Source organism: Bacillus sp. SORGH_AS_0510 (assembly GCF_030818775.1).
Taxonomy (GTDB): domain Bacteria; phylum Bacillota; class Bacilli; order Bacillales; family Cytobacillaceae; genus Neobacillus.
The window spans coordinates 4,005,640-4,024,572 of the sequence record NZ_JAUTAU010000001.1 but is presented as its reverse complement, the minus strand read 5'-3'; the positions used below and the strand labels follow the sequence as shown (position 1 = coordinate 4,024,572).

Sequence of the window (18,933 nt, the reverse complement as noted above, 5' to 3'; positions counted from 1 at the left end):
CATTTTGAACATTCGAATATTAATCGCTGATGACCATCATGTGGTACGGCGAGGTTTAGTGTTTTTTCTTAAAACACAGGAGAATATTGAGATTGTTGGAGAAGCAAAAAATGGGGAAGAAGCGGTTGAATTAGTTGATCAATTAATGCCGGATCTTGTATTAATGGATTTAGTTATGCCGGTAATGGATGGGATTGAAGCAACACGAATCATTAAAGGAAAACATCCACAGATGAAGATTATGATATTAACAAGCTTTTCTGATCAAAATCATGTTATCCCTGCTATAGAAGCTGGGGCCTCTGGCTATCAATTAAAGGACATTGAGCCGGATGAGTTAGTTAGAGCAATTAAAATGTTAATGAGCGGTGAAAACCAATTACACCCAAAAGCCACAACACATTTATTAACACATTTAACTGCAAAGCGAAATGCCGTAAATCCTTTAGATGATTTGACCAAAAGAGAGTTGGAAGTTCTGAAAGAAATAGCAAGCGGAAAAAGCAATAAAGAAATTGCCTCTTCGCTTTTCATAACTGAAAAGACAGTTAAGACACATGTTTCTAATGTTTTAGCAAAGTTGGAACTTGCTGATCGGACGCAGGCTGCGCTTTTTGCCGTTCGAAATGGTGTAACCAAAAATGATAAAATAGGATAATTTAAACCGGCTCCTTTTTAGGGAGCCGGTTTTTTGGTGGTGGAATTCTTTAGTCCGGTTGTAAAAAATTCTCACATATAACTCTGTATCCACTTGGTTTTTCAGGAAAGACTATACATCGGTATCTCATTTGGATCTGCCTCTATAGTTTCGTTTGCATGGTCGATGTAACGAAGCAGATTATAAAGTTTTGTTTCAATCACAGTGTAGTCACGTTCAAAGTTGTAAGCATGAAGGAACTGTTCAATTCTCTTGGACAAAAACTGATCTTTTGTCCGCACCATTAATATAAGCAAATTATCCCATTCGGACCGGTGTGTATAATATAACGCCCGGTCATAATCCAGTTTATTCATTTACTTTCTCTCCTCCTTACTAGGAGTTGAGATTATTGTATGACATTCTGAAGATAACTTTCGCAGAAAATGTTGGACACCCAATGTTCATAAGGTTTTCAAGTTTTACCTGTTTATTTATTCATTCAATTGGTTACGAGGAGGTCACATGAATAAATTCTTTTGTGCTTTTATAATTATCCTTTTTTATTCCATAACTCCTACAGCAGCTAAGGTGGTTCATACGAATAAAGCCTATTCCTATGAACAGTTAGAAAATGACATCACTCAATTGAAAAAACAGCATAATGGTCAATTAGAGGTTAAATCTATTGGAACGACTCATTTTGGAAGAGAAATTTGGGCAATAAAGGTAGGGAAGGGAAAACGAAATATCGTTTTAATTGGCGCTCACCATGGACGTGAGTGGTTAACCAGTATGCTTTTGATGAAAATGCTTGAAACCTATGCAGCTACTTATGAAAAAACGGGAAGGTTCCCTTTGACTTCCACTTCTATTCTTAATGAGGTTTCCATCTGGTTTGTTCCAATGTTAAATCCAGATGGAGTAACAATTCAACAAAATCATTTCGAAGGAATCCCCGCAAAACAATTCAATCGTTTACAAATCATGAATAACAATTCGAGTAATTTTTCAAGGTGGAAAGCAAATGGAACGGGGATTGACCTTAATAGGCAGTATCCTGCAGGGTGGACTGAACTTCCTATGCAGCCGACATCACCACATTATCAATTTTACAAAGGAAAGAGACCGCTTGAAGCAAAGGAAGTGATTGCACTAACGAACTTTATTAAGGAGGTTAATCCATCACTTGCGGTAGCTTATCATTCTGCGGGAAGAGAAATTTTTTGGAATTATAAAAATGGAAAACATCTAAAAAGGGATAGGAAGCTTGCGAAAAAAATAGCTAAAATTACGGGATACAAATTAGCAAAGCCACCAAAAAAGGCAACAGGAGGCGGATTTACAGATTGGTTCATTACTACTTACCACCGTCCTGCAATGACGATTGAAATAAGTTACCTAGTTGGAGAAACGAACCCTCCATTATCCGTTTTTAAAACAGAATGGAAACGGAATCGATTGGTAGGGCTTAAACTTGCTAAAGAAGCGGAAAAAATCCCTAATTAATTCATAACGACATACAGCTTGGGGAAAATAGAAGTAGCCTAATAAAATGGAGGGGAATTTCTTGAAAAAAACACTTATTTCTATACTAATGGCGGCGTTTATTTTGGTCAGTTTTACCAATCAGAGCCATGCACAGAAACCTGACTATGAAAAATACGGCAGGATTGCAATGTCGGTGGTACAAGCAGACTTTCCTGGTAGCCCAATTCGAGATTATGAATATCTAGGCCGTAAAAAGATGGATTCTTCAAAGGTGGAGGATGGTTTTCGTTTTAAAGTTCAAGAAAACAATCAAAACTTCTTTGTCATTATCAGAGTAAATCATGACTTAACTAATAAAAAACTTCTTAATTTAACCGTTGAAACTCAAAAACAATAAGCGATCTTGCTTATTGTTTTTTTAATATTATAAGAAAGCAAAATCGACTTCGAAAATTGTTCAGCTTCAGCGCCTAGCCAGTTTTCATCCTGATTATTCTTCCTTGAGTATCTTGTAACAATCATGGCTTGATAAAGCGATGATTGTTACAGCTCGGGTCAAATGTTCTTCTGCCAAAGTCAAAGAGCGACTTTTCTTGCAGAAGAACATTTGCCTGTCGGGGCTGACCAAGGCGCTTACGCTTTTCTTTTCATCATTCCCAGCTTTTGTTCATACATTGTGATAAGAGGAAAAGGGGGGAATGGCAATGAATTCGGATGAGCGTAAATCACTAGAATATGCAATCAGTGAAATTACCGAAATTGCAAGTGGTTTTGGATTGGACTTTTATCCCATGCGTTATGAAATCTGTCCCGCAGAAATTATTTATACATTTGGAGCCTATGGAATGCCCACTAGATTCTCGCATTGGAGTTTTGGAAAGCAATTTCACAAAATGAAGCTTCATTATGACCTAGGGTTGAGTAAGATTTATGAACTTGTCATTAACTCTAATCCATGTTACGCATTTTTATTAGACTCGAATACACTAATCCAAAATAAGTTGATTGTTGCTCACGTGTTAGCTCATTGTGATTTCTTTAAAAACAATGTCCGTTTCCAAAATACGAAGCGCGATATGGTAGAGAGTATGGCAGCAACTGCAGAAAGAATTCACCAATATGAGATTCAATATGGAAAGAAAGAGGTAGAAACCTTCCTTGATGCGGTGTTAGCAATTGACGAGCATATTGACCCTTCTCTCATGAGGCCAAAGCTGTCATGGTCAATCGGGGATGATGAGGAAGATGAGGGAAATCCTATTGCTGCTACACCCTATGATGACCTATGGAATTTGGATGAAAGAAATAAAAAAGAATCCCTTCAACCAAGGAAAAAGAAGTTTCCGCCACGCCCCGAAAAGGATATATTGTTATTTATTGAAACTTACAGTAGAGAGCTAGAAGATTGGCAACGAGATATCTTAACAATGATGCGGGAGGAAATGCTCTACTTCTGGCCACAGCTTGAGACAAAAATCATGAATGAGGGCTGGGCTTCTTATTGGCACCAGCGGATTTTAAGGGAAATGGATTTAACCAGCGGAGAAGCCATTGAATTTGCGAAGTTAAATGCGGGAGTTGTACAGCCATCCAAGACAGGAATAAATCCATATTACCTTGGAATAAAAATTTTCGAGGATATTGAAGAACGGTATAATAATCCAACGGAAGAAATGAAGCGAAGAGGAGTTAAACCTGGTTCTGGAAGAGAAAAAATGTTTGAGGTACGGGAAGTAGAATCCGATATCTCCTTCCTTCGCAATTACTTAAATAAGGATTTAGTTATGAGAGAGGATATGTATCTGTTCCAAAAGCAGGGGCGCGATTATAAAATTGTTGATAAAGAGTGGGAACATATTCGTGATCAGCTCGTAAATATGCGGGTAAATGGAGGATTTCCTTACATTACGGTAAACGACGGAGATTATATGAAGAATGGAGAGCTTTATTTAAAGCATTGGTACGAAGGTGTTGAATTAGACGTAAAGTATCTTGAAAAAGTTCTCCCATATATTCAACAGCTTTGGGGCAGACCTGTTCACATGGAAACGATGATTGAAGAAAGACGGATGTTATTTTCTTATGATGGTAAAGGAGTTCATCGTAAGTACCTATAAAAAACGGGGGGACAGCTAGTTTAGCTGTCCCTTTAGTAGTGACCTATTTTTTGTTTAGTTTTTGGAATTAAAGGGATTTGATTATAAATAAAGATTATTGTTTTAGGGATGGGATTTAACAAAGAGCTTAATTTGTAAATAAGTATACTTACAAATACACTTACAAAAATGCTGCCAATTACATCCAATGGATAGTGATGTCCAACATAAATACGAGAAATCCCTGTTACTATTGCAAACAACAGCATACTTAACCCAATTTTTCGATGGCGCAACAATATCGCAAGAGCTAGGGAAAACGCCCCTGTTGTATGGTCGCTTGGAAACGAAGCATCTTTTGCATGCTGAATTAGTAGATGAACTTTATGAGTTACAAATGGACGTGGTTCATAATAAATATGACCTATCACAAAGTTTATTAGCAAGCCTAAACCACCAGTTATTGCTGCATAAACAACTGTATATTTAGAGTGGTCTTTACCTAAAAACCACATAAGAAGTAAAACGATGGCGTAAACAATCAATGCATATTGCGTTGTTAATATCATTACCGTGTCAATAAAAGGATGATGACCAGCAAGCTGGTTGATCGCTTGAAATATATGATAATTCATTCTATCTCCTCATTTCTAGTTTTCTCGCTGCATTGCTACTCAATGAAGCGAGATTCAAAACTTCAATAAAATATCCTAGTTTGTAGTTCTTGCATTTGTTGTAATAGTTTTTGATACAGACTTTTTATGCAACCACTCATAAATAATCGGGATGATGATAAAACTGTTGATTGTTGAAGTTACCATCCCACCAATTACGACAATACCGAGCGTTTGAGAAATGACAGTATCGACACTGTGTGAAAATGCAAGTGGTAGTAATGTAAGAACGGTTGCCGCTGCTGTCATTAATATCGGCCTAATCCGTGAAAGACTTCCGTAAAGTACAGCTTCTTTAACCGGCATTCCATCTTTTCTATTTCTTTCAATTTTATCAATCAACACAATTCCATTCGTCACTACAATACCGGTAAGCATTAGGATACCGATTAAAGCTGCTAAGTTCCATTCTCCATGGAATAAAATTAAAGCGATAACGACACCACTTAATGCTAGTGGAATGCTTAAAAGTACCGATATAGGTGCTCTCCATCCTTTGAAGATAGAGGAGGTAATGAGCAATACTAAAAGAATAGAGAAAGCTACTGCAACTGACATATCGAAAATCATATCTTTTACTTGTTGAGTAATACCACCCAATGAATACGTTACATCTTTAGGTAGTTTCATGGTGCTTAATGCTTTTTCCGCTTGGCTAGACACTTTACTAATATCATTTGATGTTATCTGTGCTGTAACAAGGGAGAACGGCTGTCCATCTCGTTCACTAATGGTTGAAGGAGTGGTATCATTTGAAATTTTAGCGATTTGGTCTAATCGTATTATTTCACCATTAGCTCCAGGTAATGTCTCAGCAGAAAGAGAGGCTAAAACATCATTGGCAGTTGCATGCAACGAAATGCTTGAGTTCGTTCCAGTTTCAATTTGATCCAAATATTGATCCACAGGTAGTGCTTTATGATCAATTGTAATGGTGGCATCTTTCGATGAAGACATATAACGATTAATGACCGTAAGAATATCAGCCACTTTTACGCCATTCTCTTCTATCGCTTTTTTGTCAAAAGTAATCTTATACTTAGGCGAACCATTTGTTAAATCCACTTTTCCATCTACGCTTAAGTTACCAATTTTCGATAACTCTGTTCTTGCTTCTTGAGCAACCTGGTCCAGAGAAGCTTGATCTGCACCTGTAAACAGAATACGCATTTGTGAATCATCACCAGAGATGTTCTGGCTTGTGACTGTATAAGTAACATCTTTAGATAAAGAAGGAAGCTGCTCTTGTAATTGTTTAATGACAGAATCAGCATCTTTGTCGTTTTTTAATACAACGGAAAGGTTAGCGACATTTGGATAGGTAATAAAGCCACCACCCTGGTCGAACACATCATCACTTTGTGGAGTCATGGTTGAACCGAAATTGGCTGAGTATGCCGTAATCTTGTGATTTTCTTTCAATGCTTTTTCGATCTTTTGCACTTCAGAATCCACTTGAATTAATGTGCTTCCCTTCGGCAATTCTGCTTTAATAGCAATTTGTCCGATTTTTCCACTAGGTAATAAACTTACAGGAAGGAAAGCGGAATAAATACCAGCAGCCAAGAACACTAAGATTGAAACAATAATCATTGCTTTCTTATGTTTAAAAGCCGATTGCAAGATTGGCTTCATTTTAGAATCGAGTTTGACCGTTTGTTTTTCTCCGTTTCCTCCTTTCCATCCCATAAAAGCAAGTGCAGGGATGACAAGCATTGCGACAAAGAATGAAATGATGAGAGCAATAACGACTGACCATGCAAATCCGCTATATGAAGCACTGATTACCCCTCCGACAAAAGCAATCGGAATATAAACAGCAATGGTCGTTAATGTAGAACCTAAAATCGCTGGAATCATTTCAATGACAGATGAAGCAAGAATAGAAAGCAATGGTTTATCCTGCTGTTCTTCGCGTTTTCTATACATATTGTCTAAGATTACAATCGAGTCATCGACAATACGGCCCATCGCTACAATAAAACCTGAAACGGTTAAAATGTTTAAGGTTATACCCATTGATTTTAAGAAAGCTGTCGTTGCCAGTAATGAAATTGGCAATGAAATAGCAATTAATAGTGTACTTCTTACATTTCGGAAGAAGAAAAACACACAAATCATAGAGAATAAAGAGCCAAGTAACCCTTCTCGAACTAGTCCGAAAAGAGAACTGTTTAATTCTTTTTCTCGGTCAAGTAGAACTTTGAAAGAAACATCTTTTGGATTTACGGTATCCAATTGAAGATGTGATACACGGTCTTTGACTTGCTTAGCTACATCCGTAATATTGGCTGATGGTGTTTTGATGACATTTAATGTGACACTTGGTGCTCCATTTGTTCTAGAAACCGTTTTTAAGTCATTTAATGAATGTGTAATGGTCCCGAACGCTGATACAGGAATTACTTTTCCTTCTTTATTCTTAATTGTTGCGTTTTCCATTTGCTGGACTGTTAACGGTAAACCATCAAACGAAACCGGTATAGATAATTGGTTGTTAATGATATTCCCTTGTGGCATAGAAGGAACTGCTAATGCAAACGATTTGTTCACATCATCTAATGTTAAACCGTTTTTCACAAGGTCTTTCATACGAACTGTTAATACATATCCATCTTTTGCTCCCCCAATGACGGATACATCCGATACACCAGGAACAGATTTTAATTGTTTCACAATTTCCTGAGTGGCAGTGGAACGTAAAGTTTGTTCATCCAATTTTGAACTTGTAACGCTGTATGTCAAAATTGGAAAGGAGCTAGTAGTTAATCGTGTTACCGAAGGTGTGCTCGTTATGGTCGATGGAAGATCGGCATTTGCCAAGGCTTTATTTACTTGATCCTCTGCTACCTTCATGTCTGTATTCATAGGAAAATACAAACTCATAAATAATCCGCCGTCATAAGATGTACTTTCCACATTGGACAAACCATCCACTATTTTCACGGCGCTTGCCAGATTATCGGTTACTTGCTGTTTGACCTGAGCAGCTTGATACCCAGGAACTCTCATACTTACTGAAAGGGTAGTATTGTTAATCCCAGGCAAATAATCTCTTTGCATTTGGTAAGCTGAAATACCTCCCCAAGCCAAAATGATAACCACACATACAATCATTAGAATGGCTCTTTGCATGGTCGCCTCTACTAGTCTTTTCAATGGTTTTCCTCCCCATAGTTTTATATCAACTTAACCCAAATAACTTTTTCGTGTTTGTAATGAATTTGAGAATGGTACTTTAACAAAATTGGGCAAGTTAATGATATAAAAGAAACCTGTATATTCCCCTAACAAATCATTAAAATTTTATTAAAATGTAGGCTATGTTAAAGAACAGTGTTGATTTATATACCTATTTATTGGAGAGGAAGGCACGAAGACTCCTGTGGGAGTATGGTTCAGGGGAGACCCCGCAGGCGCATGAGCCGAGGAGGCTCGCCGAAACACCCACGGAAAGCGAAGTGCCTGGAGCGGAAATCAATAGGCAAGTTTAACAGAGCCAAAATGTAAAATGTGGTTTAAAGAATAAGCGGAAGGATATATATAGAAAATCTTAAATATATTAATGAAACTATTAGAGTCAGGAGGAACTACCTTGTTTAGTCAAGTAGCAAAAGTGGTACCGAATTTATTTACAATGGGAAACTTATTGTGTGGTGTTCTTTCAATTACCTGTAATATGAGTGGCTTTTTAGAAGTAGCCTCTATTTTAATTTTCTTTTCAGCTATTTTTGATCTACTTGACGGGAGGATTGCAAGAGGATTAAAAGTTAATAGTGAAGTAGGTGTTCAATTGGATTCCTTAGCGGATATTGTTAGTTTTGGTGTTGCTCCTGCGCTGATATTTCATACCATTGCATCACCGTCCCTTTTCACTTCTTTGGCATTTATCCTTTTCCCTATAATGGGTGCGCTAAGATTAGCTAGGTTTAATGTGAAACCTACAATTGGCTACTTTAGCGGATTGCCAATTCCAGCCGCTGGTTTGCCGCTAGCTGCAATGGGGTTCTTTTCATATAGCAATGCATGGATTACCTTAATTCTCGCTCTGTTAATGGTGAGTCCCATCAGGATAAAAAAACTTTAATCTATAATTCAAAAAAAGCTAATAACCTTTTCGAAGGGATTTAGCTTTTTTATTTTATGTATTAACCTTTTTGTACTCTTAATAAAACATTAAAAATCCATTAAAAAATAAAATTCACTTTATAATGGTGGTACATTGTAAATAAAGCTAACGATGATCGTTCGCTTATAGGTTGTTTTCCTTTTCAGAAACAATGGAGGCATTAATATGTCATATTTAATAACATTATTTGAACAACACAGTTATCTGATATTATTCATTGGTATTTTTCTAGAGCTTTTAGCTCTGCCAATATCAGGTGAATTTTTAATGAGCTATGCTGGCTATTTCGTATTTCAGGGGAAAATGAATTACATTTTGGCACTCTTAACAGTCTTTATTTCAGGTGGTGTTGGTATTACCGTAACGTACTGGATTGGCAATGCTGGAGGTTATAAATTAATTGAAAAATATGGTAAATTCATCCACCTTGGACCTGAAAAATTTAATAAAACGGCTGCTTGGTTTGATCGGTCAGGCAGTAAACTGTTGGTCTTTGCCTATTTTATTCCAGGTATAAGACATTTTACAGGTTATATTTCGGGGATTTCCAGAATGCCTTTTAGAAAATTTTTCATTCCTGCATACACTGGAATATTTCTATGGGGCATTTGTTTTATTACTTTAGGTAAAGTTTTGGGACCTCGTTGGCATGCTTTCCATCAATCAGCAAGTAAATATCTTATAATTTTTATTATTGTATTTTCAATAGTGTTACTAGCGTATTTAGCTTATCGATATTATAAAGTTGAAATTAAAGAATTTCTTATTCATTTGTTAGAGCAATTGATTGTACGATTGAAAACAATAAGAACTACAGAGATATTTCTAATTTTCCTTACTTTAGTTTTAATTGGTCTGGTTACGTTAATGCTTGGACTAGCTCAAGATTATTTATATAATGAGTTCACTCAATTCAATCAAATTGTTGAATACATGGTACATTCTGTAGTTTATATGAAATGGATGAAGATATTTTTAGTATTCGAAACTCAATATGCCTTAGGTGTATTAATTGGGGTAACAATAATAAAGATTTGGAGAAAGGGAAAGAACAAACTCTTAGAATATCTTTTACTCATCGTTTCAATATTAGGAGCAAGGCTGTTTCATGAAACAATCATACAAATTTTTAGCTATCTTGAATCGATTGGGTTCACAGGAAAGTATCATTCTGATAAATTTCCTGATTTAAACGCTACTATTACGATCATTATTTATGGAGCATGTTTATTTTTACTTAACCGACATTCGCAAAAGAATTATAAGCTTATTTTGGGAAGTTTCTTTGGATTTATCTTATTAATAGGTATAGCAATTGAAACTATTGCATCGAATAATGCACTGCCAAGTGATATTGTTGGTGGTTATGTATATGGCTGTGTCTGGATCGTTTTTAATATCTTATTGTTTGAAATGTTACGGCTTGTAATGGAAAAGTATTAAGCGGAAATGAAGGTAACAAAGGGGTTTATTGACTATTGGTTAGAAGGGATGAGTGTAGATGAGTACACATATTCTTGTCATTGAAGATGAAGTTCAGATTGCGCGCGTGTTAAAAGTGGAATTAGAGTATGAGGGTTATCAAGTAACAGTGGAACATGATGGGAAGGCAGGATTGGAAACCGCCTTGCAATCGAAAGTGGACTTGATTTTGTTGGATGTAATGTTGCCTGGGTTAAGTGGGATAGATGTTTTAAGAAGATTAAGGAAGGAAAACTGTAATACGCCCGTCATTCTTCTAACAGCAAGAAATACTACTTTTGATAAAGTAGCGGGATTGGATCAGGGAGCGAATGACTATGTCACAAAACCGTTTGAAATAGAAGAATTACTAGCGCGAATACGTGCATGCCTTCGAAATACTCCTAAAAATGGAGAATCCAACGATGAGAATTCCATTTTGACAGTGGACGATCTAGTCATAAACACAGAAACTAGAGAAGTAAAAAGAGGAAGAAAATCTATTACATTAACACCAAAGGAATATGATTTCTTAGTGTATCTAGTAATCAATAAAAATAAAGTGGTTACACGAGATAACATTATTCTTAAGGTTTGGGGATATGAATATGAGGGTGAAACGAATGTAATTGATGTTTTTATTAGACATCTTAGAAAAAAAATTGATGAAGACTTCCCTACTCAATTAATTACTACTATAAGAGGAATTGGTTTTACCATAAGGGAGATTAATGATGAAGATCACAACAAAAATTAATTTATTAACGACGACTTGGATGCTGTGTATATTAATTCTTATAAATTTCGTTGTGTTTTTATTATTTATGAAAACAACAGTAAATATGGAAAAAGATATCCTTTTTCAAAAAGCAGGGGATATCCTAAAAGAAATTAATACAACCCAACCATCAAATCTGTTGAAAGGTGAATTAGAAGACTATTTAACAGAACATTCCTATATTCGAATTATCGATCAACAGAATAAGTTGATTTATGAGGTGACAAATGACAAGTTCCTTTCAAAAAAAATGAAAGGAAATCATACCTTAATAAAACAAGCAAATACCCGTTTGATTTCTACTGAACATGGGGAAGAGGAAGTGTTAATTGTTCGTGTACCATTTAATAATGGAACTAAAACTTTGGAAATGGGTGAACGTTTACGAGGGCTAGAAGCCAGAAAAGAAATGCTTAGGGCAATCCTAATTATTGGTACGGTATTAGCTGCTTTATTATCTTTGTTGGGAGGAAGATGGCTAGCTAATATGATTATGAGACCGATTTCTAATATGATTAAAACGATGGAGGAAATAGAAAAAAGCGGTGTTCCTAAGACCATTACCGTTCAAAATAAGACAAAAGATGAACTCCAAACGTTGGCGAGAACATTTAATCGTATGATTAATAGGCTTCTAATAAATATGGAAAGACAAAAACAGTTTGTTTCGGATGCATCACATGAATTAAAGACACCATTAACAGTCATTAAGAGCTATGCTAATCTTCTAAGGAGACACGGATTAGATAATAAAGAAATGGCGGAAGAAGCTATTATAGCCATTCATTCAGAGGCAACCAGGATACAAAAAATGACTGAAACTTTTTTAGAATTAGCCACATTGGAGAAAGAAAATGTATTAGAAATAAACGAAGTTAATTTGATTAATTTATGCAAAGATATTTTAAAACAACTAAAAGATGTTTATAAGCGGGAAATAACATTAGATTATGAGGAAATTCCAATCATCATTCGTGCAGATGAATTAAAGATTAAGCAGGTCATCATCATTTTGCTTGATAATGCAATTAAATATAGCAATGACAGAATTGAAGTCTTCATTAAAAAGAATCAGCAATATGCAATTATCGATATAAAAGATTATGGAATTGGAATACCAAAGGATGAGATAGAAAATATTTTTGAACGATTTTATCGAGTAGATAAAGCAAGAAGCCGGGAAACTGGAGGTTCTGGATTAGGTCTCAATATTGCTAAAAGTATTATAAACTTACACAAAGGTGACATTAAAATAAAAAGTGAAGAAGGATCAGGAACCAATGTAGAGTTACTTTTACCAATTAATAATGGAAATTTAAATAAGTTATAGTGAAAAAGGAATAGCCAAATATGTAAGGGCTATTCCTTAAACTTTTACAATTATTACTTAGCTGAAAGTTCGCCTTCTGTTACCCATTTATGATTTGTCACTTTGTCTCCACCAGTTGTCGGTGTGTAATCAACCATATAAACTGTTGTTTCTTGGGCTGAATCAATTACAGCAGTCGCACCCTTCATCCCCTTCATATGATCTGCCTCTACTGTAATTTCATCCCCTGGATTGTAGGGCTTGTCACCAGCGTCTTTAATTTCTTCATGTATAATCCATTTATGATTTGTCACTTTGTCTCCACCAGTTGTCGGTGTATAAGAAATTGTATAAACAGTAGTATCATAAGCCCCTACAATGGTTGCTTCTGCACCATCCATTCCTTCCATATGGTCTGCGTGAATTATTGCATGACTTCCAACCTTAAAGGTTGGATTGTCGGCTTCTTTTAAATCTTTTGGTACTTCACCAGTACTTGAATGATTCATGCCTTCCATACCTTCATGGTTCATATTACTTGAATTCTTTTCTTGTTCTGTTTTTTTCTCACCTTGATTCATATTTGTTTTCCCAGTGTCATTGGTACACGCCGCTAAAAGGATAGCTGAAATCACGGTAAAAAGAAATAGTACAGTACGTTTTTTCACTATCATTACCTCCTTAAACATTATTACATAATCATCTTATTACTAAAATGTGCAGAATTTATGCAGAACAGATCATAGCTGGGTTTTCTAAAATTGTTATTCCCTTTAATAAAAAAATTACACATATATTGAAATAACCCCTCTTGTGTTAGAAGAGGGGTTATTTTTTAGTTTACAAGACATCTAATTTCTTCTAGTTCTAAATTTAGTGTATCTGTTAACAAATACACTCTTGGTACACGTTTCCCAATTAAACAAACGACTTCATAATTAATAGTGCCCATCCAATCTGCCAGGTGATCTACAGATTGAAAGGAGGAATGATTAGCCCCAAAAATGGTAACTTCATCACCGACTAAACAATTATCTACACCCGATACATCAATCATAGTTTGGTCCATACACACTCGCCCTGTAATTTGAGCAAAATGTTCGCCAATTAGAACTTTTCCCTTATTAGACAGGAGTCGGGATAGGCCATCAGCATAACCAACTGGGAGAGTGGCAATCTTGCTATCTTTATCCGGTTTAAAAGTACATCCATAGCTAATGGGCTGAGAGGTTTCAACATTTTTGATTGCAGCAATTCTTGTTTTAAAACTCATTGCTTGCTTAAGGTGAATTGAATGATTTTTTAATGATTTGTCTGGGGATAATCCGTACATGGCTATCCCGATTCTAACCATATCCAGATGCATTTCTGGAAAATTCATTGTAGCTGCGCTGTTGCAACAATGCTTAATTGGCACATGTATATTTTTACTAACCAGATATTCCACAATAGATTGAAACTTGCTGAATTGTTCATACGTGTATGATGGATCTTCACTGTCCGCATGAGCAAAATGGGTAAATATCCCTTCAAGATAGATGGATTTAGCAGCAAGTGCTTTTTTGGCAAGTCTCACTACTTCGATAGGGGAGCTTACGCCAATTCTGGACATACCGGTATCAACTTTTACATGAACAGTAGCAGTTTTACATAATTGAGACGATTGGACAATAACTTCGTCCAAAACATCATGGTCAAATACGGTTAAGGTAATATTGGCCAAAATGGCCTCTCTGACAGAGCGTGGAGGTGTATAACCGAGAATGAGAATAGGTGTGGATATCCCAGCCTTTCTCAGCTGGATGGCTTCATCTAATAAGGCAACCCCTAAATAGTCCGCACCTGCTAAAATGGATGCCTTTGCGACTTCTATTGCCCCATGACCATATCCATCTGCTTTCACGACTGCCATTAATTTAGAATGCTGTTGTACAAATTGTCTAAACTGGGTCATATTTTCTTGAATATGGTCAAGTGAAATTTCGGCCCAAGTATCACGGTAACTATGTTGCTGCATCTAGACCATCCCCTTAAAGAAAAATCCCCTCAAGAAACTTCTTGAGGGGATGAGTACTATTAGTTAGCTGCTAGTTCTTTTTCTAAAGCTTTTTCTACTGGTACATAGTTATAGCCAAGATCTTTTGCTACTGCTTCGTAAGTGATTTCACCATTAGCCACGTTCACACCAAGCAATAATGCAGCATTTTCAGAAATAGCTTTGAATACCCCTTTGTTAGCAATCTGTAATGCATATGGTACTGTAACGTTTGTTAGAGCAATTGTAGAAGTTCTTGGAACTGCTCCAGGCATGTTAGCAACAGAATAATGTACTACACCGTGCTTAACAAATGTTGGGTTATCATGTGTTGTTACATGATCGATTGATTCGACGATTCCACCTTGGTCGATAGCTACATCGACAATTACGGAACCAGGCTTCATAGCCATAACCATTTCCTCAGTTACAAGCTTAGGCGCTTTTGCTCCAGGAATTAAAACCGCACCAATTAAAAGGTCAGCTTCAGCAACAGCCTCAGCGATATTGAAAGGATTTGACATTAATGTTTTGATTTGATTTCCAAAGATATCATCAAGTTGACGGAGACGGTCCGCACTTAAATCGATGATAGTTACATCAGCACCTAGACCGATTGCCATTTTAGCTGCGTTTGTACCAACGATACCACCACCAACAATGGTAACTTTACCACGATTAACTCCTGGCACACCTGCAAGAAGAATTCCTTGTCCGCCATTATTTTTTTGTAAGAACTGTGCACCAATTTGAGCAGCCATACGTCCTGCTACTTCACTCATAGGAGTTAGAAGTGGAAGAGTTCTGTTAACTGATACTGTTTCATAAGCAATTGCAATAACGCCAGATTGCTTTAATGCTTCAGCTAATGCAGGCTCTGCTGCAAGGTGTAAATAAGTAAATAAGACTAATCCTTGACGGAAGTACTTGTATTCGCTTGATAAAGGCTCTTTAACCTTCATGATCATGTCTGAAGTTGTCCAAACTTGTTCAGCTGTTTCGATAATTTCAGCACCAGCTTTGGCATAATCTTCATTAGTGAAACCGCTTCCAATTCCAGCATCTTTTTCAATTAAAACTTTATGACCAGCATTTAAAAATGAAACAACCCCAGCTGGAGTAAGCGCTACACGATTTTCATTATTTTTAATTTCCTTAGGAACCCCAATAAACATAATTTTATTTCCTCCCCTAAAAAACTATTGTTTGACTTGCTATGGCTAAAGTATAAAACGTTTACAAAAGAATTTCTTTGTTTAGAAAGGAGAAAGATTTTCATTCTTTTTGGGGATTTTCACAAAATGTTCAAATCCCCTGGTATTTTGCCAACTTTAAATCAATATAAAGAATCATTTTTTGATTAGGGTCCTTGAAATTAACTTCACCAATTTCGGTAATGCGCTTGAGCCGGTAATTTAGCGTGTTTGCATGGACATTTAATTCTTTGGCTGCATCATTAATGTTAGAGTCCTTATTTAAAAAGACTTCTAACGTTTCAATAAGATTACTTTTATGTTTAAGGTCATATTCTTGGAGCCTCTTTAAAGCGTAGTTTTCATAATCTTCATCTTTTCTTTTCATTTGGATCATCTCAAACAGTTGATAAATACCTAGTCTTTGATAACTGAAGATATCATTTGTTTCACTTGGGAATTTTTCTTTAATGGATATAACATGCAATGCTTCTTTATATGCTTTACCAATTTTTTGATAGTCGGAGTAGATACTACTGTAGACAGGATTGATGTTCTTCATTCCAAAACGATCTTTCATTTTTAAAACAATGTTTTTTGCAAAGTTGTCAAGCTCTTCAAATGGATTCTCAATATAAGATGCTTGTACCAACAAGATTAGATGATTGCAGTCAATCGTATTTAATACGATTTGCATTTGCTGAGCTGTTTTTAATAGATAGGAGATATCATGTTCTTCTTTATTAGTGATGTTTTGTTGGAACTGAAAAACAAACACAGCAAAGCTGGATGGAGGAGTAATTTGCAATGCTTGGAAGTGTTGGATTATTTCTTCTTTATTTGTTAAGTGACCAGTTAATAGTTTCCAGAAAAATTCCTGTGAGCGTTCTTCTTTTTTATTTTTTCTGGTTTGAAGCTGAAGAAGTTTGTTCTTTACAGCATCTGCAGCTTTTTTTAATAATGTAAAGTCCTCATCTGTTAAGGTTTTATCAATCTCAATGGCCCAAATAAATCCTAATACTTCATTCTGTTTCCAAATGGAAATAGCCACTCGGTCCCCAAGACCAATATCGTTCATGCTTTTAACACGGATTGGTTCATCCGTTTTTAGTAGGGCGGGAATGGTCCCTTCCTTCCATAATTGATTAATTACTTTCTCAGGTACCCTACGGCCAATAATGGTAGATATTCTAGCAGGATCTGTCCGTTCGTCATGTGTACTATAGGCAAGAAGACGGTGATTTGCATCTTCAATGGTGATTGGACACTGAAGAACTTGACTAATGATATCAGCAAATTCATCGAGGGTTTCAAAGGCTATTTTAAATGGATCATGATGTCTTGTGTTCAAACTCTTTTCCTCCAAGATATATGAAAAATGGTCAGCTGTTTACGCAAATATTTTTTCCTTTGTTTAATTTTACAAAAAAAATGTAGAAATTTCTCGTTTTTCTACAAAAAACTTTGTTCACAAAAATGTTAAGATAATTTCAAGTATTTTTCACAATAGTTTTTATCTTCGTGAAAACTAATTTGTAAGCGCTAACACATTCTCAAAAGGAGGTTTAGAGCTAAATAAATAATGATTTTTCTACGAAATAATAGTATTATTTTTATTTTAAGAAAGTTTATTAGTAATTGGTTGTGTGTTTTAACAAAGTGGATAATGGGAGATTAGAGGTTTGATCATCAAGGGGAGGTTATGGTATGAGTAATAACACTCATGGGAAAGAACTTCATCGCGGATTAGAAGAAAGACATATAACGTTAATGTCTTTAGGGGCAGCTATTGGGGTTGGTTTATTTCTTGGGTCTGCGACAGCGATTAAAATGGCTGGACCAGGGATACTGCTTGGTTATGCATTTAGTGGTTTAATCATGTTTTTTATTATGAGAGCACTTGGGGAAATGGCTATTCAAAAGCCAGTAGCCGGTTCCTTTAGTAAATATGCTCGCGATTATTTAGGACCTCTTGCTGGCTACATTACAGGGTGGAATTATTGGTTCTTATGGATAGTCACTTGTATGGCAGAAATCACAGCTGTTGGAATTTATATGGAATACTGGTATCCAGATGTTCCACGCTGGATATGGGCGTTAGCAGCACTTGTCATCATGGCTACGGTTAATTTCTTAGCAGTAAAAGCCTATGGAGAACTTGAATTTTGGTTTGCTCTCATAAAAATTGTTACGATACTTGCCATGATTGTTGTCGGAGCAGGGATGATCTTCTTCGGATTAGGAAATGGCGGAATTGCTACTGGTATTCATAATTTATGGCAGCATGGCGGTTTGTTCCCAAATGGAATTAAAGGTGTATTGCTTTCATTACAAATGGTTATGTTTGCGTATCTTGGAATAGAAATGATCGGTGTTACTGCAGGTGAAGTAAAAAACCCAGAAAAATCTCTTGCAAGAGCAATTGATTCTGTGTTCTGGCGTATTCTTATTTTTTACGTAGGTGCTTTGTTTGTTATCATGTCTATCTACCCTTGGGAAGAGATTGGCACAAAAGGAAGTCCGTTCGTTCTTACATTTGAGAAGATTGGAATTCCAGGTGCGGCTGGAATTATTAACTTCGTTGTACTTACAGCTGCTCTTTCGTCTTGTAATAGTGGCATTTTCAGTACAGCAAGAATGTTGTTTAACCTTGCTGAACATGGTGAAGCGCCAAAGAACTTTGGTAAAATTACAAAAACTGGCGTTCCTGGCACTGCTGTCCTAGCATCTGCTGGTGCTTTGCTAATCGGAGTTGTTTTAAATTATATCGTTCCAGCTAAGGTCTTTACTTGGGTAACAAGCATTGCAACGTTCGGAGCTATTTGGACTTGGGCGATTATCCTTCTATCACAACTTCGTTACCGTAAAACGTTAAAACAAAGTGAGGTAAAATCATTAAAATATAAGGTGCCTTTCTTCCCTTATACCTCTTATATTGCCTTAGCGTTTTTAGCATTTGTTATAGGGCTGATGGCATATAATCCTGATACTCGAATTGCGCTTGTAATCGGACCTTTGTTTTTAATTCTATTAGTTGCTGTGTATTATTTGAAAGGATTCCATAAAAAAGAATCCCTTCAACCTTCATCGAAAAAACGTGTTGGCTAGTTGTAGAATGAAAAAGCAGTGG

The 18,933-nt window shown here is 36.1% G+C and carries 16 protein-coding genes; 9 read left to right on the top strand and 7 right to left on the bottom strand.

Annotation, left to right across the window (positions count from 1 at the left end):
- Positions 1–4: 4 nt before the first annotated feature.
- The gene (locus QE429_RS20525) at positions 5–658 is read left to right on the top strand and encodes a response regulator (protein ID WP_307289700.1); all 654 of its coding nucleotides are present in this window, start codon (positions 5–7) and stop codon (positions 656–658) included.
- Between the two features lie 101 nt (positions 659–759).
- Here QE429_RS20525 and QE429_RS20520 read toward each other — a convergent pair whose 3' ends face one another.
- Complete coding sequence (locus QE429_RS20520; protein WP_307289698.1) at positions 760–1,014, bottom strand: YhdB family protein; 255 nt, start codon at positions 1,012–1,014, stop codon at positions 760–762.
- 148 nt (positions 1,015–1,162) lie between these two features.
- On the opposite strand from QE429_RS20520, the gene QE429_RS20515 reads away from it, so the two are divergent.
- The 3 genes from QE429_RS20515 to QE429_RS20505 all read left to right on the top strand — a co-directional run bounded on the left by QE429_RS20515 (position 1,163) and on the right by QE429_RS20505 (position 4,245).
- Entirely contained in the window at positions 1,163–2,146 is a 984-nt protein-coding gene (locus QE429_RS20515) for a M14 family zinc carboxypeptidase (protein WP_307289696.1), read from the top strand.
- A gap of 61 nt (positions 2,147–2,207) precedes the next feature.
- Entirely contained in the window at positions 2,208–2,525 is a 318-nt protein-coding gene (locus tag QE429_RS20510) for a DUF3889 domain-containing protein (RefSeq protein WP_307289694.1), read from the top strand.
- Between the two features lie 307 nt (positions 2,526–2,832).
- A complete protein-coding gene (locus tag QE429_RS20505) occupies positions 2,833–4,245 on the top strand; it encodes a SpoVR family protein (protein ID WP_307289692.1) in 1,413 nt (470 codons plus the stop codon).
- A gap of 32 nt (positions 4,246–4,277) precedes the next feature.
- Here the strand turns inward: QE429_RS20505 and QE429_RS20500 are convergent, their stop codons facing one another.
- Together QE429_RS20500 and QE429_RS20495 are read right to left on the bottom strand one after the other, a co-directional pair.
- The gene (locus tag QE429_RS20500; protein ID WP_307289689.1) at positions 4,278–4,859 is read right to left on the bottom strand and encodes an undecaprenyl-diphosphatase; all 582 of its coding nucleotides are present in this window, start codon (positions 4,857–4,859) and stop codon (positions 4,278–4,280) included.
- A gap of 75 nt (positions 4,860–4,934) precedes the next feature.
- On the bottom strand, positions 4,935–8,057 hold the full coding sequence (locus QE429_RS20495) for an efflux RND transporter permease subunit (protein WP_307289688.1): 3,123 nt from the start codon (positions 8,055–8,057) through the stop codon (positions 4,935–4,937).
- Between the two features lie 406 nt (positions 8,058–8,463).
- Between QE429_RS20495 and pssA the strand changes: the two genes are divergently transcribed.
- The 4 genes from pssA to QE429_RS20475 all read left to right on the top strand — a co-directional run bounded on the left by pssA (position 8,464) and on the right by QE429_RS20475 (position 12,596).
- Entirely contained in the window at positions 8,464–8,985 is a 522-nt protein-coding gene (pssA, locus tag QE429_RS20490) for a CDP-diacylglycerol--serine O-phosphatidyltransferase (protein ID WP_373463213.1), read from the top strand.
- A 207-nt stretch (positions 8,986–9,192) separates the two neighbouring features.
- The gene (locus tag QE429_RS20485) at positions 9,193–10,470 is read left to right on the top strand and encodes a VTT domain-containing protein (RefSeq protein ID WP_307289685.1); all 1,278 of its coding nucleotides are present in this window, start codon (positions 9,193–9,195) and stop codon (positions 10,468–10,470) included.
- Between the two features lie 58 nt (positions 10,471–10,528).
- Positions 10,529–11,245 (top strand): response regulator transcription factor, encoded by a 717-nt coding sequence (locus QE429_RS20480; RefSeq protein WP_307289684.1) that lies wholly within the window; start codon positions 10,529–10,531, stop codon positions 11,243–11,245.
- Positions 11,223–12,596, top strand: a complete 1,374-nt coding sequence (locus QE429_RS20475) for a sensor histidine kinase (protein ID WP_307289683.1) — start codon at positions 11,223–11,225, stop codon at positions 12,594–12,596. The genes QE429_RS20480 and QE429_RS20475 overlap by 23 nt, the downstream gene beginning before the upstream one ends.
- Before the next feature lie 53 nt (positions 12,597–12,649).
- Here the strand turns inward: QE429_RS20475 and QE429_RS20470 are convergent, their stop codons facing one another.
- From QE429_RS20470 to QE429_RS20455, 4 genes are all read right to left on the bottom strand, one after another.
- The gene (locus QE429_RS20470) at positions 12,650–13,249 is read right to left on the bottom strand and encodes a YdhK family protein (RefSeq protein ID WP_307289682.1); all 600 of its coding nucleotides are present in this window, start codon (positions 13,247–13,249) and stop codon (positions 12,650–12,652) included.
- 161 nt (positions 13,250–13,410) lie between these two features.
- The gene (gene alr, locus QE429_RS20465) at positions 13,411–14,592 is read right to left on the bottom strand and encodes an alanine racemase (protein ID WP_307289680.1); all 1,182 of its coding nucleotides are present in this window, start codon (positions 14,590–14,592) and stop codon (positions 13,411–13,413) included.
- A gap of 59 nt (positions 14,593–14,651) precedes the next feature.
- Positions 14,652–15,785 carry an alanine dehydrogenase gene (ald, locus tag QE429_RS20460; protein ID WP_307289679.1) on the bottom strand — a complete coding sequence of 378 codons (1,134 nt, stop codon included), beginning with the start codon at positions 15,783–15,785 and terminating at the stop codon, positions 14,652–14,654.
- 130 nt (positions 15,786–15,915) lie between these two features.
- Entirely contained in the window at positions 15,916–17,154 is a 1,239-nt protein-coding gene (locus QE429_RS20455; RefSeq protein WP_307289677.1) for a PucR family transcriptional regulator, read from the bottom strand.
- Between the two features lie 356 nt (positions 17,155–17,510).
- On the opposite strand from QE429_RS20455, the gene alaP reads away from it, so the two are divergent.
- Positions 17,511–18,911: an alanine permease AlaP gene (gene alaP, locus QE429_RS20450; protein ID WP_307289675.1), complete on the top strand. Its 1,401-nt coding sequence runs from the start codon at positions 17,511–17,513 to the stop codon at positions 18,909–18,911.
- The last annotated feature ends 22 nt before the right edge of the window (positions 18,912–18,933 follow it).

Coding starts and splice junctions, on each gene's coding strand:
- QE429_RS20520 (WP_307289698.1), bottom strand. CDS start 1,014: ATGAATAAACTGGATTATGACCGGGCGTTATATTATACACACCGGTCC.
- QE429_RS20515 (WP_307289696.1), top strand. CDS start 1,163: ATGAATAAATTCTTTTGTGCTTTTATAATTATCCTTTTTTATTCCATA.
- QE429_RS20505 (WP_307289692.1), top strand. CDS start 2,833: ATGAATTCGGATGAGCGTAAATCACTAGAATATGCAATCAGTGAAATT.
- QE429_RS20500 (WP_307289689.1), bottom strand. CDS start 4,859: ATGAATTATCATATATTTCAAGCGATCAACCAGCTTGCTGGTCATCAT.
- pssA (WP_373463213.1), top strand. CDS start 8,464: ATGAAACTATTAGAGTCAGGAGGAACTACCTTGTTTAGTCAAGTAGCA.
- QE429_RS20485 (WP_307289685.1), top strand. CDS start 9,193: ATGTCATATTTAATAACATTATTTGAACAACACAGTTATCTGATATTA.
- QE429_RS20480 (WP_307289684.1), top strand. CDS start 10,529: ATGAGTACACATATTCTTGTCATTGAAGATGAAGTTCAGATTGCGCGC.
- QE429_RS20475 (WP_307289683.1), top strand. CDS start 11,223: ATGAAGATCACAACAAAAATTAATTTATTAACGACGACTTGGATGCTG.
- QE429_RS20470 (WP_307289682.1), bottom strand. CDS start 13,249: ATGATAGTGAAAAAACGTACTGTACTATTTCTTTTTACCGTGATTTCA.
- alr (WP_307289680.1), bottom strand. CDS start 14,592: ATGCAGCAACATAGTTACCGTGATACTTGGGCCGAAATTTCACTTGAC.
- ald (WP_307289679.1), bottom strand. CDS start 15,785: ATGTTTATTGGGGTTCCTAAGGAAATTAAAAATAATGAAAATCGTGTA.
- alaP (WP_307289675.1), top strand. CDS start 17,511: ATGAGTAATAACACTCATGGGAAAGAACTTCATCGCGGATTAGAAGAA.